At 70.0% G+C, this 14,331-nt stretch carries 13 protein-coding genes; 10 read left to right on the forward strand and 3 right to left on the reverse strand.

The window, feature by feature from the left end; translation table 11 throughout:
• Positions 1 to 60: 60 nt before the first annotated feature.
• Positions 61 to 963, forward strand: a complete 903-nt coding sequence (locus tag FOJ82_RS10295) for a response regulator transcription factor (protein WP_143938409.1) — start codon at positions 61 to 63, stop codon at positions 961 to 963.
• On the opposite strand, the gene FOJ82_RS10300 is transcribed toward FOJ82_RS10295, so the two are convergent.
• Positions 939 to 1,361: a hypothetical protein gene (locus FOJ82_RS10300; RefSeq protein ID WP_143938410.1), complete on the reverse strand. Its 423-nt coding sequence runs from the start codon at positions 1,359 to 1,361 to the stop codon at positions 939 to 941. The two genes, FOJ82_RS10295 and FOJ82_RS10300, sit on opposite strands and share 25 nt — an antisense overlap.
• A 650-nt stretch (positions 1,362 to 2,011) precedes the next feature.
• On the opposite strand from FOJ82_RS10300, the gene FOJ82_RS10305 reads away from it, so the two are divergent.
• From FOJ82_RS10305 to FOJ82_RS10330, 6 genes are all read left to right on the forward strand, one after another.
• Positions 2,012 to 2,548: an alternate-type signal peptide domain-containing protein gene (locus FOJ82_RS10305; protein ID WP_185975730.1), complete on the forward strand. Its 537-nt coding sequence runs from the start codon at positions 2,012 to 2,014 to the stop codon at positions 2,546 to 2,548.
• A 44-nt stretch (positions 2,549 to 2,592) separates the two neighbouring features.
• Positions 2,593 to 3,144 (forward strand): Rossmann-fold NAD(P)-binding domain-containing protein, encoded by a 552-nt coding sequence (locus tag FOJ82_RS10310; protein ID WP_143938412.1) that lies wholly within the window; start codon positions 2,593 to 2,595, stop codon positions 3,142 to 3,144.
• An 87-nt stretch (positions 3,145 to 3,231) separates the two neighbouring features.
• Complete coding sequence (locus FOJ82_RS10315) at positions 3,232 to 3,825, forward strand: signal peptidase I (protein ID WP_221933116.1); 594 nt, start codon at positions 3,232 to 3,234, stop codon at positions 3,823 to 3,825.
• Entirely contained in the window at positions 3,822 to 4,580 is a 759-nt protein-coding gene (locus FOJ82_RS10320; protein WP_143938413.1) for a hypothetical protein, read from the forward strand. The genes FOJ82_RS10315 and FOJ82_RS10320 overlap by 4 nt, the downstream gene beginning before the upstream one ends.
• Positions 4,581 to 4,666: 86 nt before the next feature.
• A complete protein-coding gene (locus tag FOJ82_RS10325) occupies positions 4,667 to 7,033 on the forward strand; it encodes an alpha-amylase family glycosyl hydrolase (RefSeq protein WP_143938414.1) in 2,367 nt (788 codons plus the stop codon).
• Positions 7,034 to 7,094: 61 nt separating this feature from the next.
• Positions 7,095 to 7,538 carry a hypothetical protein gene (locus tag FOJ82_RS10330; RefSeq protein WP_143938415.1) on the forward strand — a complete coding sequence of 148 codons (444 nt, stop codon included), beginning with the start codon at positions 7,095 to 7,097 and terminating at the stop codon, positions 7,536 to 7,538.
• A 364-nt stretch (positions 7,539 to 7,902) separates the two neighbouring features.
• Here the strand turns inward: FOJ82_RS10330 and FOJ82_RS10335 are convergent, their stop codons facing one another.
• Together FOJ82_RS10335 and FOJ82_RS10340 are read right to left on the reverse strand one after the other, a co-directional pair.
• On the reverse strand, positions 7,903 to 10,233 hold the full coding sequence (locus FOJ82_RS10335) for a RecQ family ATP-dependent DNA helicase (protein ID WP_185975731.1): 2,331 nt from the start codon (positions 10,231 to 10,233) through the stop codon (positions 7,903 to 7,905).
• 50 nt (positions 10,234 to 10,283) lie between these two features.
• Positions 10,284 to 11,594 carry a DUF2254 domain-containing protein gene (locus tag FOJ82_RS10340; protein ID WP_143938416.1) on the reverse strand — a complete coding sequence of 437 codons (1,311 nt, stop codon included), beginning with the start codon at positions 11,592 to 11,594 and terminating at the stop codon, positions 10,284 to 10,286.
• A 141-nt stretch (positions 11,595 to 11,735) separates the two neighbouring features.
• Here FOJ82_RS10340 and FOJ82_RS10345 point away from each other — a divergent pair, with 141 nt between their 5' ends.
• Genes FOJ82_RS10345 through FOJ82_RS10355 form a run of 3 tightly spaced genes read left to right on the forward strand, consistent with a single transcriptional unit; the run spans position 11,736 to position 14,286 of the window.
• Positions 11,736 to 12,773, forward strand: a complete 1,038-nt coding sequence (locus tag FOJ82_RS10345; RefSeq protein WP_143938417.1) for a sugar ABC transporter substrate-binding protein — start codon at positions 11,736 to 11,738, stop codon at positions 12,771 to 12,773.
• A gap of 24 nt (positions 12,774 to 12,797) precedes the next feature.
• Positions 12,798 to 13,853, forward strand: a complete 1,056-nt coding sequence (gene ligD / locus FOJ82_RS10350) for a non-homologous end-joining DNA ligase (protein WP_143938418.1) — start codon at positions 12,798 to 12,800, stop codon at positions 13,851 to 13,853.
• A 49-nt stretch (positions 13,854 to 13,902) separates the two neighbouring features.
• Positions 13,903 to 14,286 carry a hypothetical protein gene (locus tag FOJ82_RS10355; RefSeq protein ID WP_143938419.1) on the forward strand — a complete coding sequence of 128 codons (384 nt, stop codon included), beginning with the start codon at positions 13,903 to 13,905 and terminating at the stop codon, positions 14,284 to 14,286.
• The last annotated feature ends 45 nt before the right edge of the window (positions 14,287 to 14,331 follow it).

Genomic DNA, 14,331 nt, shown 5'->3' on the forward strand with positions numbered 1-14,331 from the left:
CCACGCGGGGTAAACTACACGCAAGTTTGCGGGGTTCGTCGGGGGGAGCTGGAGGTCGGAGTGGATGAGCGCGGTGCCGCCGTCGTCGTCGAGGACGACGCGGACATTCGGACACTCCTCGCTGGGCTGCTGACGCAGTCCGGCTTCGAAGTCCACCAAACTTCCAACGGGACCGACGGCGTGCGCGCCGTCATGGAACACGATCCGGTCATCGTCACCGTGGATCTCGGACTGCCCGACATCGATGGTTTCGAGGTGGCCCGCCGCATCCGTCGGGTCACGGACGCCTACATCCTGATGCTGACCGCCCGCACCGAGGAGATCGACACCCTGATGGGGCTCGACGCCGGCGCCGACGACTACATCACCAAGCCCTTCCGCCCGCGCGAGCTGCGGGCGCGGATCGAGGCCATGCTGCGCCGCCCGCGCGTGCAGCAGTCGGCCGGCCCCGCCGTCAATGGGGAGCTGTGGTCCACGAGCAACGCCCCGCTCTCGTCGCAGGCGGGCCACGGGATGTCGGCCGGGGCCATCAGCGCACCCGGCACCGCGCCGTCGGCCGCGCCCACCCCGTACTCGGCGGCGACGGCGTCGGAGGCCGCCACGCGGCACGAGGAGATCTCCTACCGCCTCGACGGGCTGGAGCTGTTCCCCAACCTGTACCGGGTGACGGTCGAGGGCGTGGACGTGCAGTTGACGCCCACCGAGTTCATCCTGCTGCGCACGCTGCTGACCTCGCGTCGGATGGTGCGTTCCAAGGCCCAGCTGTTCCGGACGCTGCGCGACGAGGAGCCGGATGCCGGCACGTTCGTCTCGGATGCCGACGAGCGCACCATCGAGGTGCACATGGGCAACCTCCGGCGGAAGCTGGGCGACGACCCGCGTCGCCCCCGCTGGGTGGAGACCCTGCGCGGCGTCGGATACCGCTCCGCTGGGCTGCCTCAGGCGGGCGACCAGGGGCTCTGACCCCGGCTGGTTCGTTCGGTCACGCCCTCGACGAACGCCCGTAACCGGGCGTTGGTCTCCTCGGCGAGCACCTTCAGCTCCAGGATGGCCGAGGACAACTTGTCGTTGCACAGCCACGCCACGTCGGCCAGGGGGTTCTCCTCGACGGTCTCCTGCAGTTCGCTGACCAGCTCGGCCAGGGCGGCGGCCCCCGCCATCGCCGACGACGTGCGCAGGCTGAGCGCGGCGTCGTGCCAGTCCTCGAGGTCATGGGCGGCGAGGGCGTGCTCCACGCGCGCGATCCGGCTCTGGAGCAGGTCCGCGTACCGGTCCACGAACGTGCACAGAAGAACTGGGTCGCCGAGATCGTCTCCCAGGCGACCCAGTACTCGCGCATCGAGGACGGGCACAGTGCTCATAGGCCAATGATCGACGTCCAGACGCGAGTCTCGCCCCCGTAATCCCGAAGGTTCCCCTCAAGTCAGACTCAAGATCAACCAAGGCTCAACCGAAACTCAAGTTCCACTCATATGATGTCTGCCGCGAACATTGTTGCAACCTTTTGGCAGATCTGCCGCAGTCCTTGAGGGGGTGGCGGTTGAGTGATGCGTGTCGGAGGAACCCAGCGGGGTTCTCGGGGGAAAGCCCCGGGTTCCCTCCGGCGTCCAGGAGCACGAGCAGACTGGTTTGACGCCCAGCATTCGGGGGAAAGCAGCACCAGGGGTTGCCTGCGGATCGCAGGAGCAATCAGGGGGCGGCGGCGTCACCGGTCTGTTCGTGTTTTGTGTGCGGTCCCGCCCGCGACGGATCGTCGTGTCCCAGTGCATCGCCAGCGCCAACCTGACCCCGCCGCAAATCGATACCAAACCGTGACGTACGATCGTCCACGAGATGCGAAGCCTCTCGCGCGAGTACTGCCGACCAGCAGTAGCGTGCCGACAGTTGCAGTCCTCCCCCGCCCCCAGATCCGCAAGCCAGGCAAAATTTCTGCAATCTTGCGTATCCGTTTACAGGGTCCTGAGGTCCGGGTGGTTGAATGCGGAACAACACGAACACCACAAGGAGATTCATGAACAAGATGATCAAGGGCGCCGTGGTCGCAGGCCTGGGCGTCGCACTGCTGCTGGGCGGCGGCGGCACCCTGGCCTACTGGAACCAGGCCGTCGAATCCGAGGCCGGCGTCGTCGCTGCAGGTGACCTGAACCTCGTCTCGCAGGGCGAGACCTGGACCTCCGACGCCACCGGCACCATCGCGGACATCGCGGAGTATCGCGTCGTGCCCGGTGAGACGCTCACCTTCTCGCAGGAGCTCGAAGTCACCCTCGTCGGGGACCAGATGCAGGCCGAGCTCACGGTGGACGGTGCCGTCAACCAGGGCTTCGTCGACGGCACCGTGGACATCACGGGACCCGAGATCACCGATGCGGCCGGTAACGCCATCGCGCCCGTCCTCAAACCGGCCGCGGACTCCGACACCGTCACGGTCACGGCGAGCGTCACCTTCGTCTTCAGCGCGGAGACAACGGACAGGCAGAGCACCAACGCCAGCTACGACTTCAGCCAGGTCAGGTTCGTGCTGTCCCAGCTGTCCCCGAGCCAGGCCTGAGCCGCGTCGCAGCCTGAGCGTCCCCGAACCCGGAAGGAGAACCCGTGAAGCCACGAACCGTGCTGCGAGTGGCCGCCGCCATGGTTGCTGCCTTGGCTGTGGGTGCCTTCTCGGTGCGGGTGACGTGGGCACTGTGGAACGTGGCGGTCTCCAGTGGCGCCCAGAGCGTCCGGGCTGCGGACTTCCAGATCAATGTGAACGGCAGCCCGACGATCATCGACGGCTCCGAGGTGACCGTGTCACTCGGTGCCGCCGGGCCACTCGTCCCGGGTGCCACCGTCCACCAGGCGGTCAATGTGACCGTCCCCACCACCGCCAGCGCCGACTTCACCGTGGCGGCCACGCTGGGGGCGCCGCAGGTGGTGGACGCCTCCGTCGCCTCGCTGCCGGAGTACCTCGAGGCCCTCGTGGGCGTCGCGCCCGCCTCGGGTCTGTGTGAGGACGTCGCCGTGTGGTCCGACTCGGCCACCGCCGAGATCGCCAAGGGTGGGGCGGCCGGATTCTGTCTGCGCGTCACCATGCTGGCGGGGGCGCCCAGAGATCTCCAGGGCGCAACGGGCTCCATCAAGATGCCGGTCACCGTCAGGCAGGTGTGATCCGTGTCCCAGGTGAAGGGGGATCCGCGTCGGGCACCCACGTTCGTGAGAGGGGCCGCTGCCGCGGGCCCGCGCAGGGCTCCTGCCGTGGTACTGCGCCTGCTGGGGCAGGGCGTCTCGCTCCTGCTGTTGTGCGCCGCGGTGCTGGCGGCCCTGGTCATGATCGTGGTCCCGTTCGCAACTGGTTCGCAGACCTACGTGGTCCTCACCGGCTCCATGGCTCCCGGCTACCCGCCGGGCACCCTGGTGGTGGTCAGGCCGCACGACTTCGGAGCGCTGCGGGTGGGCGACGTCGTCACTTACCAGCTCACCTCGGGCCAGCCGGAAGTGGTCACCCATCGCATCGTCGCCCTCACCTCCGACCAGCAGGGCGAGCGGCTCCTGATCACCCGGGGCGACGCCAACGACCTCGACGATCCAGAGCCGGTGCGGGAGGTCCAGGTCCGCGGCAAGCTGTTCTACGCAGTGCCGTATGCAGGCTTCCTCGCCAATGCGCTCCAGACCAACCGGGGTGCCGCGGTCAACATCCTGGCGGTGGCCCTCATCGGCTACGGGTCCATCACCGTCGTCCGGGGGGTGCTGGGGCGCAGACGCGAACCGCACGATGCCACCGGCTCCCCGGAGGCTGCCGGGACAAGGGTGGCCGCCAAGGTGGAGGCCGACGCGAGGGGGACCGAATGAGCGCCGCGACAGCCACTGCCCGCCCCGGTTCCGGCACCTGGCGGGCCGCGCTGGTCCTCCTGCTCGCCGTCGTGGTGCTCGGGATTCCGCTGGGCAGCGCGCAGGGCCTGTGGAGACAGCAGGCCCCCCTGTCCATCGGGGTCACCATCGGTGAGTGGGGAGACCCCTGTATGGCCGAGAATGCCGACCCGGAGTCCGAAGGGCTGCCGACCCCGGGCCAGTTCCGGGTGGCGCATCCAAACCACGTGGAGGACGGCTACCTGAGCCTGATCTACCAGCTCTTCTGGGGCACGCCCACCGACGAGATCGAGTTCTGCATGAATGGTGTCTCCCTGGGAATTGCAGAACTCGACGGTATGCAGCAAGCAGAGTTCCGCGTCGACGGCCTTCCCAACGGCACCTACGAGTTCACCTACGTCCTGCGCAACGAGGCTGGTGAGGCAGGTCCCGAGGAAACCCTGGTGGTGGAAGTCACCCAGGCCCTGCCGGGCGTGCCCGAACTGCACCACTGGAACACGAGCAGCACCGACATCGTGTTCGCCCAGATGGATGGAAACACCAATGCCAGCAGCTGGCGCCTCCTGAAGGACGGCCAGGAGTTCGCCCGCGGAGAACTCGAGGTCAGGACCCCGGAGGGGCAGCAGGTGAGCGTGGACGTGGGCGCGCTACCGCCGGGGCGGCACGAGTTCGTCATGGAGTTCACCAACCGTTTCGGAACCGTCGTCAGCGAACCACTGGTGGTCAACGTCGCGTAGGGTTCCGGCCCCGGCCGGGCGAGGTGGACCGCTCGTGCGACAAGGCCGAAGTCTGACCATCGCACCGGTCATGGGAACATTCAGACATGAACGTGGAATCGATCCTGCCCGTCGAGCAGGACCTCTGGGGCGGCGTCGACTGGCAGCTGGGCGCCCACCCCCGCCCGGACGGCACCACTTTCGCCGTCCACGCCCCACTCGCGACGCGGGTCCAGCTCGAGTTCTACACCGCGGCCACGGGCACCGACGCGGCGGCCAGCTTCCTGCTCGCCAAGGGCACGGACGGCACGTGGCGCGCGAAGTTCACCGGTGTGGGCCTCGGCGACCTCTACGCCTTCCGCGTCTGGGGCGCCAACTGGAACCCGCACCCGGAGTGGACGCCGGGCTCGGAGGCGGGCTTCGTCGCGGACATGGACGAGCACGGTAACCGCTTCAACCCCAACAAGGTGCTCTTCGACCCGTACGCCTACGAGATCACCCACAACATGTACTCCGACGTGATCGCGGACGAGGGCATGGACAACGGCATCTTCGGCACCGGCGGCGATGACTACCGCGGCCGGCCCCGTCGGCAGTGGGACACCGGCCGGTACGCGCCCAAGGGCGTGGTCATGGCAGACACCACCCCCTTGGTGGCCAAGCCGCGGATCATGGGCAAGGAATCGGCGATTTACGAGGTCCAGGTGGAACAGCTCACCGGCCACCCGTCGGTGGTGCGGCTGAGCGAGATCCTGGCCGACGAGCCCGGCTTCGGCGAGGTCGTCGACATCCCCAACGAACTGCGCGGCACCTATCGGGCCGCCGGCATGATGGCGCCCTACCTGAAGGCGCTCGGCTTCACCACCATCGAACTGCTGCCGGTGCACGAGACCAACGTGTCCGAGTCCGGCCGCGCGGGCCTCACCAACCAGTGGGGCTACATGACGCTGTCCTACTTCGCGCCCAGCCGCCGGTTCGCCTCCGACCAGTCCATCGGCGGCCCCACCCGCGAGTTCAAGGAGATGGTCAACGCCTTCCACGAGTGCGGCCTCGAGGTCTACCTCGACGTCGTCTACAACCACAGCGCCGAGGGCGGCAACTGGAACGGCGACGTCAACACCGTCGGCTTCACCACGCTCGGCGGGTTCGCGGCGTCGGACTACTACGTCATGACCAGCGACAAGATGCTCGTCGACGGCGCCACCGGCACCTCCAACCAGCTCAACTTCTCCTCCGGGGTGGCGCACCGGCTGGTGCTGGACTCGCTGGCGTACTGGTCGCGGGTGATGGGTGTCGACGGGTTCCGCTTCGACCTCGCCCCCGTGCTCGGCCGCAAGCCCGCCGAGGCGCACCCCGACGACTGGAAGGACCAGAAGCGGTTCTTCGACGACCACCCCCTCCTCGTCGAGATCGCAGACTGGGCCAAGCGGGAGCACGTCGAGGTGATCGCGGAGGCCTGGGACCTGTGGGGCTACGAGGTGGGCAACTTCCCCCGCGGCTGGGGCGAGTGGAACGGCCGCTACCGCGACGCCGTGCGCCGCTTCACCAAGGGCGACGGCAACACCCAGCAGTTCCTCGACATGCTCAACGGCGACCACCACCACTTCCACGACAACGAGGGCGCGCAGAAGACGATCAACTTCGTCGACGCCCACGACGGCTTCACCATGGCGGACCTGGTCAGCTACCAGGAGAAGGACAACGACCAGCCCTGGCCGTTCGGGCCCTCCGACGGCGGTTCGGACGACAACCTGTCGTGGGACTCGGGCGGTTCGCGGTCCCTGCGTCGCCAGCGGGTGCGCAACCTGTGGACCCTGCTGTTCTTCTCGCGCGGCGTCCCGATGGTCGTCGCGGGGGACGAGTTCGGGCGCACCCAGAACGGCAACAACAACCCCTGGGCGCTCGACAGCGTCGCGATGACCAACAACTACGCGATGATCAACAAGTCAACGCCGCACCGCGTCATGCTCGCGCCGAACGTGGCGGGGCAGTACCATGACAACTTCGGCCGCTTCCACAACGAGCCGGACGTCAACGGCCTGTTCCGGTTCGCGACCTTCGTGGCCAACCTCCGCCAGCGCCACGACGCCCTACGGCAGGAGAGCTACGGGGACCTGATCCCGGACAACGCGGACGTGTCCTACCTGTTCCACACCCCGACGCTCGAGGGCCACCCTTCCGACGGCGACCGCGCGCTCTCGGTGTTCATCAACTCCCCCGACGATGACTTCTGGCTGATGATCAACATGGCCGACGTCCCCGTCGAGTTCACGGTCCCGGAGGCGCAGGACGGTCGGGTGTGGCGCCTCCTGATCGACACCGCCACCTGGGCCGAGGCCGCCCACAACTTCTGGCCCGAGGGGGAGGGCATGGTGGTGCGCAGCGGCGTGATGGTGGAGCCGTGGTCGATCGTCGTGTGGCACGACAACCCCCTCCCCGACGACCTGCAAGTGGCGGCCTCCGGCGCCCAATGACGTCGAGACTGTTGGACTTCGCGCAGGTATAGGCTTCTACCGGCTACGGATGGAGACGCAGATGAGCACAGGGACTTCCGCGAACGGCACCCATGACGAGGGCGTCAGCCGCAGCGACATCGAGGCACTGGGGGCAACGCGCTCCGACCTCGGGGCCGACTACGAGCCTGCCCTGCTGGACAACTTCGCCGACAAGGTGGAGGCCGCCATCGACGCCCGCGTCTCGGCGGAGCTGGCCCGCCGCGGCTCGCAGCAGCAGGTCGGGGAGTACCGCTTCCAGAACAGTCACGGCCAGGGCGTCGTACCGATCCACCACGGCCCGCCGCCGGTGCGGGGCGGGGGCCAGCAGCTGGCTCTCGGCATCGTGTCGATGGCCGCGTTCATCCCCATCTCCATCGTGCTCGGGATCCACGGCCAGTTCCTGCCGCTGGTGATGACCCTGTTCTCGATCGTCGCCGTCAACTTCGCGCACTCCAACCTGTACAAGGACAAGGGCCGGAACTGACGCCCGGCGCCATCGGCGGGGCCGACCAGCGGCCCCACCGACGACTCCCGGTCCGTCCGTCCCCCGATCGGTCGGACCGTCCCTACCGGAGGTGACTTCGGCGCCCAACCCTCCCGGGCGGCGGCGCGCCCACCGGCCCGCCCGTCAGTCCCCCGAGCTGACGGGCCGGCCGCCGGATCCGCGGATCCGGCTGTGGTGGACGGCAGTATGCTGCTCGTCACGCTTCCTTGTGGATGAGTTCCCGTTGCAGGGTTCTCGACATGAAGGAGCGCCCAGGCGCCCTCCTGATACATCCGACCACGGATCAGTTTCACCGGCCGCCGCAACCGCCCGCCTGACGCCGTCCAGTGCTGCGCCGCCAGCGTCACCCTGCCGAGGCGAGTACCAGTGGCAGCACCGACGACGCACCGGCGCGACGCAGCAGCCGCGCGGCAACGGTCAGGGTCCAGCGGGAGTCGGCCAGGTCGTCGACCAGCAGGACGGGGCCGCCCAGCCCCGGGAGGGCGTCGGCCATCTGAGGCGGGACCACGAACCGGTCCCACACGTCTCGCACCCGGAACGCGCTGTTGGTGGAGCGCGTCAGCTCACCCGCACCCGGGGCCAGGCCGAGGGGGCCGAGCGGCTGGAGCCGGCCGGCCGTCGCGATCCCGGCGGCCAGCGACTCCACCAGCCGCGGCCGCGAGCGGCTCGGCAGCCACGCCACCGCGGCGGGCCGCTCCTCCCAGTCCCACTCCTTCAGCACCCGCACGACGGCGCGGGCCAGGTCCGGCGGCACCTCGGCGTCCAGTGGGCGGCCGTCGGCGTCGCTTCGGAACAGCTCGCGCAGCGCGCCGCCCCACCCCAGGTCCGTGAGGCGGGCGACGGCCCGACCCTGGAGGTACTGCTCGCCGGGCGGCACCTTGCCCTTGACCGGTTTCCCGTCGGAGCGGACGCCCAGTTGGTCCAGGCCGCTCGGCCACAGCGCCCGCGGGGCCAGCGGGACGCCCACCCTGTCCAGCATGGACTGGGCGGACTCCTGCTGCTCGACGGCGACGTCACTCGGGTACCACGCCTCGGCGCAGACGTCGCAGCGGCCGCACGGCACCGAGTGCGGGTCGTCCAGTTGCTCGGTCAGGAAGGCCATCCGGCAGCTCTCGCCACGCTCGTAGGCCAGCATCGCGTCCTGTTCGGCGCGCCTGGCGGCCGCGATCCGCTCGTAGCGCTCCTCGTCGTAGGTCCACTCCGCCCCGGTGGCCACCCAGCCCCCGGAGGTGTACTCGACGGCGCCGTCGACGGCGAGCACCTTCAGCAGCAGCTCCAACTGGCCGCGCTTGAGGTCCACCCGGGCCTCCAGCGCGGGCACGGACAGCGGCTTGTCAGAGGCGGACAGGGCCCCGATCACCGCGTCGGCGCGGGCCTGCGTGGGCATGGCGTTGGTGGCGAAGAAGTGCCAGATGTCGCGGTCCTCCGGACCCGGCAGCAACAACACGTCGGCGTTCTCGGTCGCGCGGCCGGCGCGGCCGACCTGCTGGTAGTAGGCCACCGGCGAGCTGGGGGCTCCCAGGTGCACGACGAAGCCGAGGTCCGGCTTGTCGAAGCCCATCCCCAGCGCCGAGGTGGCCACCAGGGCCTTCACCTCGTTCGCCTTCAGCGCCTCCTCGGCCACCAGCCGCTCCGCAGCGTCCGTTCGGCCCGTGTACGGCAGCACCCGGTGCCCCGCCTTCGCCAGCGCGGCCGCGGTGTCCTCGGCAGCCGAGACGGTGAGGCAGTAGATGATGCCGCTGCCGGGCAGGGAGTCGAGGTGCTGCGTCAGCCACGCCACCCGGCGCCAGGTGGTCTTCAGGTCCAGCGTGCCCAGCCGCAGCGACGTCCGTGCCAGCGGCCCGCGCAGCGTGAAGACCTCGTGGCCGCCGGCGCCCATCTGCTCCTCGACGTCGGCCACCACCCGCTCGTTCGCGGTGGCCGTGGTGGCCAGGACGGGCACGGTGGCCGGAAGTTCGGCGATCAGGTCGCGGATCCGGCGGTAGTCGGGCCGGAAGTCGTGGCCCCAGTCACTGATGCAGTGCGCCTCGTCGATCACTAGCAGCCCCATCACCGACAGCAGCCGCGGCAGCTGTTCCGCGCGGAACCGTGGGTTCACCAGGCGTTCGGGGGAGACGAAGAGCACGTCCACGGCGTCGTCGGCGAGGAGGCCCTCGATCTGGGTCCACTCCGTGACGTTGGCCGAGTTGATCGCGACGGCCCGGACCCCGGCCCGCTCGGCCGCGGCCACTTGGTCACGCATCAGCGCCAGCAACGGCGAGACGATAAGCGCCGGGCCCGCGCCCGCCCGGCGCTGCAGCAGCGCCGCGATGAAGTACACGGCGGACTTGCCCCAGCCCGTGCGTTGCACCACCAAGGCGCGCTCGTGGTCGGCCACCAGTGCTCGGATGGCCTCGAACTGGCCGGCGTGGAAGTCGGCCTCCGGGTTGCCGGTCAGGTCCCGAAGCACCGCGACGGCCTCCTCGCGCAGTCCTGCGGCGCCGCGCTCGATCCGCCGCACCGGCTCCACCGGCGCTGCCTGCCGCCGCGATGTCCGGGCCTCCGGCGAGTTCTCGGCCGGTGCCGGGGGAGCGGCGTCGACGGGCGGCTCCGGGGCGGCGTCGTCGTACGGGTCCGGGGGCAGTTCCCACGGATCCGGCGGCGGCTCGTCGTCCCAGAACGCTCGATCAGTCATGCCCCAACCATGTCACGTGCCTCCGACACCGAGGACCGCCCGCCCATCGGTCAGGGTCTGGCAGGAGGCGGTGAGATCGAACGGCGTCGGCTGGCCGCGACGTAGTCCTCCAGCAACGTGAGATCTGCCGGGGCCAGCACGCCCGCCGCCTCCCCGACCAGGGTGCCGACGTGCTCCCTCGCCCGCCGCGCCGTCGCCGGGGCGATGGCCGCGGTCTCAATGCGGGCAGCCAGGTCCGCGAGCGCCTCCAGCACGATGCGCGAACCCAACGCGTAGGGACGCAGGTGTGAGAAGGGCATGTCGACGATCTCCTCCGTCGTCACCGGCCGCAGGTGGAGCCGGACGGTGCCGGCGCCGTCCAGCAGCGCGTTGCCGCCCTGCGGCCTGCCCACCTCCTCCAGGATGCCGACGGCCACCTCCTCGACCGCGTTGACCGCCGTGTACGGGTCGTTGGTCCCCGGGGACAGGGCACGCACCGCCAGCTCCACCACCTGTTGCTCGGCGAAACGGACGTCCTGTGAGGGGGTGCGCGACGGGCCGACGTGTACGTGGTCCCGGACGGTCGACTCCACCTGAGCGCCCGACCCGGCGGGCCAGACCACGGCCAAGGGCTCGTCCGTCGTGACCTGGTCGCCAACCCGCTTGAGCAGCCGCACCGTCGCGCCGGCGTCGGCCAGGTCATCGGCGAGGTCCCGGGCGTCGATGCTGGTGAGGTAGCCACCCCTGCCCAGCGTGACCACGTCGCCGCCCTCCCGCGGAGGACTGGCCGAGGCGACGCCGTCGTCGGACGGATCCAGCCAGTTGCTGCCCACGGCCCGGACGAAGTCCTCGCGCGCCCCCCTGACGAGGGTCTCGACCTGGATGGAGTCGGCGATGTGGTGGATGAACCAGACGAAGAGGAACACGTCGAGGATTCCCAGCAGGATCGCCACGTTGACCGCCAGGTGTGGCACGAAGGAGGCGCCGTCGGCGGTCTCCGACCGGATGGTGCGCAGCACGAGCAGCGTGTAGACGAACGTGGCCACCAGCACGCCGAGGACCACCTGGTTGTTGCGGTCGCCCATGAAGTTGCGCACGAGCCGGGGACCATAGGTGGTGGAGGCCGTGCTGATCACCGAGATCGTGATCGAGAAGGCGGTGCCGGCCACGCCCAGGAACGAGGCGACGGCGGTCAGCAGGGCGCGCGCTCCGTCGACGCCGGTGTCGAAGACGAACTCCTCGAGGATCCCTGGCATCGGGAGCTGTGCCCGGTCGGCGCCGACCAGCACCTGGGCGAGGAGGATGGCGGCGGCGATGAACAGCGCCGGTACGAACCAGAACCTGTCCGGCACGCTTGCCAGAGCAGCACGTAGTCGGCCCATGTCACCCCCTCGGGACTAGGTGTGCAAGGCTACGGCACCCGCCCGCGCAGCGCTGGTGCCAGCCCCACTCGGTCGCTCGCCAGCGGACAACCCCAAGGCGGCGGCTGGGGCCCGGCCCGGGGGAGTGGAACAATCGAGTACATGCGCAAGCTCATCATCGGCGTCCTGGCGGTCGTGGGGTCCTTACTGGTCGCGTGCACCCCCACGTCGGCCCCGACGCCATCGCCTTCGTCGCCCACCGCGGGGTCGAACTCGCCATCGGAGTCCGCGTCCCCGACGGAGTCCGCATCCCCGTCGGACTCGCCGTCCACCCAGGGACCCGAGGGTTCGCGGTTCGCGCTGATGCTGGTGGACGCCTCGGCCGCGGGCTCGGTGCAGCTCCTGAACGCCGCCATCGAACGGGCTGAAGCACTGGGCGTGGAGATCGCCTCTTTCGACGCGGAGGGCGACGAGGACCGGCTGCCGGACCTCGTGGCGTCCGCAATCGAGGGAGGCTTCGACGCCGTGCTGGTCGAACCGCTCCACTGGAACGGACTCGAGGGAGTGGCCAAGAAGGCAAAGGAGGACGGTGTCCCGTTCGTCCTCGTGGGCCGGCAGGCGGACGCGCTGGGTGATGCCAGCTCCTACGTCGGCCCCGACCCGGCCGAACTGTCCCGCGTCCAGATGAACGGCGTTGTGAGTCTGCTCGAGGGCGAGGGGCGGATCGCGGTGCTGACCGGCGTGCCCCGCAGCCCCTTCTCCTACGCGTTCGAGGAGGGCTACGACGAGGTCCTCTGGGAGAACACGGGCGTCGAGATGGTCCTGGAAGAGACCGCCGGCGGCAGCCCCGACCGGGCCGCGGACCAGGTGCGCGAGTGGCTGGCGCTGGAGGAGGACCCCGAGCTGGACCTCATCGTCGCCCAGAACGACCTGATGGCCGACGCCACCCGCGAGGTCCTCGCGGAGGCCGGACGCGAGGACATCGGCGTCGTCGGCATCGGAACCACCGACGCCACGCTGAACGCGCTGCTCGACGGCGCTGCAGGCGGCACCGTCTGGACCAGCCACCACGAGCTGGGCCTGCGTGCCGTCGAAGTCGCGGCGGCGCTGGTGATGGGTGACCCGGTGGAGGCCAACAGCTTCGTCCCCGGCGCCGAGTGGGTGGACGCGACCAACGTCAACCAGTTCCTGCTGGAGTGACGCCGCCGGTGCGAGGATGGGGCCATGCCCAGTGCGAAGAAGCCGGCTCTCGAACTCGAGGTGGGCGGACGGACGGTCCGCCTCTCCAGCCCCGACAAGGTGTACTTCCCGGAGACGGGGCACACCAAGCTCGACGTGGCGAACTACTACCTCGCCGTCGCCGACGGCATCGTCCGTGCGCTGCGTGAGCGCCCTACGATGCTGCACCGCTTCCCGGGCGGGCTGGCGGGCGAGAAGGTCCACCAGAAGCGCATTCCGCGCGGGGCTCCCGACTGGGTCGAGACCGTCGAGCTGTTCTTCCCGCGCTACGAGCTGACCGCCGACGAGCTCTGCGTCACAGAGGCCGCCCAGGTGCTGTGGGCCGTGCAGATGAGCACCGTCGAGTTCCACCCGTGGAACGTCCGAAGGGACGACGTCGACCGCCCCGACGAGTGGCGCATCGACCTCGACCCCGGGCCGAAGACCAATTTCGCCAAGGTCCGCGCCGTCGCGGCGGCCGCCCACGAACTGCTCGACGAGCTCGGCATCACCGGCTACCCGAAGACCAGCGGCGGCAGCGGCCTCCACATCTACGTGCGGATCGCGCCCGAGTGGGAGTTCGACGACGTCCGCCGCGCCGCACTCGCCTTCGCCCGCGAGCTGGAGCGGCGCCTGCCTGCCGATGTCACGACGGCTTGGTGGCGCAAGGACCGCGACCCGGCGGCCGTGTTCGTCGACTACAACCAGAACGCGCGCGACCACACGATCGCCGCCGCCTACTCCCTGCGCGGTGTCCCGTCGGCGACGGTGTCGGCACCCATCCGCTGGGACGAGGTCGGATCCGTCGAGCCGGGGGACCTGAACCTCGCCACGATGCCGGCCCGCTTCGCCGAACTCGGGGACCTCCACGCGCACATCGACGACGAGTCCTTCCGGCTCGACACCCTCCTCGAGTGGGCCGGGCGCGACGAGGCCGATCCCGAGACGCAGACCCCTCCCGCCCCGCGCGACGACGGCGGCGCCGGCAAGGGGAAGTCGCGCCAGCAGGTCTCCCCGGACCACGTCGCCCGCGTCCGCCGCGCCCGCCGCGACGAAACCTGAGGGGCGCAATCCCTTCCGCTGCCGCACGGACTGGGGGATAATTCTCCCCATGGGACGGGCTGGCCCCTGGGATCCCGACGTCCGTGACCTCGAGCGGTCCCTCAAGCGGATCGAGGCCGAGTTGCGAGGAGACCTCGATCGCCTCCTCGTGCGCCGACTCGTCACCGTCTTGAACCGGCGGTGCCCGCTGCGGACCGTGGGCGCATCTCCCATCAAGGACACCGCGCGCCTCGGGTTCGCCGACGGCCTGTCCGTACTCGCCCACTCACCCGAGGGCAGCGTCCTGCTCCGCCTCCTCCTCCCGCTCCACCGGGGGACGTCGGTGCTGCTGGAGCGGGTCGAGCGCACCGAAGCCGGGGTGGCGGCCACCCTCGGCTGGGCACCGCGCCACCAGTTGAGGGCACTGATCACCGGCTTCGACCAGGTGGACTGACTCCCTCCGTCGGCAACCGCCGTGACGCCGCTCACCTGCGTTGTT

Origin of the sequence: Tessaracoccus rhinocerotis, from assembly GCF_007197885.1 — a bacterium.
Classification (GTDB): domain Bacteria; phylum Actinomycetota; class Actinomycetes; order Propionibacteriales; family Propionibacteriaceae; genus Arachnia; species Arachnia rhinocerotis.